Raw genomic sequence first — 1,210 nt, 5'->3', positions numbered from 1 at the left:
GCCATACCTGAAGCATCATCAGCAGCAGAGTTAATTCTAAAACCTGAGTTTAACTTATTTAAAGAACTGTCAATTGATCTATTGTTCATAGATGCGTTTGCATGAGCGCTTAGCTAGTGGGGGTTTGGGGATTAAAGTCTATCCCACATATTCACCCCCAAAATATCGCCTAAATCATCTAAAAATATTTCTATATTGCAAGGCTCGATACCAAAGTTTAAAAGCTCCTTGCCTAAATAAATTTGCGTAAATATTCTAGGGCTTGTTTTTCCATTCTTTTCATACACCTTAAACATATCAGCCCCGTGAAAAGCTCTATTTCTAATCATTCTATAAAGGTTTAAAGCAATTTGCACTTGTATGTGTGTATAGATTTCGGCTATTGAGCCATTGTTTATCTTTATTCTATCTTTATTATTAGAGCAGTATTTTCTAAACTCAAATCCTTTACTATTAAAAACAATATTTTCTAATTTTTCATCAAATATAAGCCTAATCAAAGCCCCTAAACTAGGAGCGCTATGACCTTCGCAAATACTTATATATTCATCTAAAACTATATTTTTTACTCTTTTTCTTATTTCATTTTCAATAGCTAAAATTTTGCCACTAATATGCTTTATAAATAGTATATTTTCAATCATTTTAACCTACCTTTAAGCAAATATTAATCAATTTTGTATAACATCTCATCACATCTTAGGGGCGAATGGGTCGCCCCCCGCTTTTGCGGGTCTTTCATCAAAACTTTTCACAAATATTTCACATTTTCACAAGTTTTTCACAAAATCCTAATTCTAATTTCAAATTCCGTGAAATTTCGCACTCTCAAATCCTATTCATTTCGGTTAGCTCGTTTAAAAACGAGCTAACACAAGGCTTTTTACGATTTTTTCCTAACAGAAAAAATCACAAAAAGCCACCTATCCCCACATCACAATCACATTTTTAAAATTTTTTTCACATCACCCCTAAAGTTATTTTTTAGCACACCGATATAGTTGTAACTTGATAAGGAAATCAAGACAATTATTTTTTTAAGGAGAAAATTATGGGATTCAGAATTAACACAAACGTGGCGGCGCTAAGCGCTCATGCAAACGCATCTATGAACAATAGATCAATTGACAGTTCTTTAAATAAGTTAAACTCAGGTTTTAGAATTAACTCTGCTGCTGATGATGCTTCAGGTATGGCAATTGCTGATAGC

General features: G+C 32.6%; 2 protein-coding genes and 1 pseudogene. 1 reads left to right on the top strand and 2 read right to left on the bottom strand.

The annotated features are described in order from the left end of the window. Both KJR01_RS10475 and KJR01_RS09575 read right to left on the bottom strand, forming a co-directional pair. Window positions 1–101 (bottom strand): annotated as a pseudogene (locus tag KJR01_RS10475) (flagellin N-terminal helical domain-containing protein); the annotation flags it as partial. Window positions 102–131: 30 nt separating this feature from the next. Next, window positions 132–644: a hypothetical protein gene (locus KJR01_RS09575; RefSeq protein WP_214119005.1), complete on the bottom strand. Its 513-nt coding sequence runs from the start codon at window positions 642–644 to the stop codon at window positions 132–134. Between the two features lie 407 nt (window positions 645–1,051). On the opposite strand from KJR01_RS09575, the gene KJR01_RS09570 reads away from it, so the two are divergent. Next, the coding region (locus KJR01_RS09570) for a flagellin N-terminal helical domain-containing protein (RefSeq protein WP_502756454.1) at window positions 1,052–1,210 on the top strand (159 nt) is incomplete at its 3' end.

The sequence above is a fragment of the Campylobacter sp. 2018MI10 genome (assembly GCF_018501175.1).
Lineage (GTDB): Bacteria > Campylobacterota > Campylobacteria > Campylobacterales > Campylobacteraceae > Campylobacter_E.
The sequence above is the reverse complement of the archived record's forward strand: the minus strand, read 5'-3'. Positions and strand labels throughout refer to the sequence as shown.

Coding starts and splice junctions, on each gene's coding strand:
- KJR01_RS09575 (WP_214119005.1), bottom strand. CDS start 644: ATGATTGAAAATATACTATTTATAAAGCATATTAGTGGCAAAATTTTA.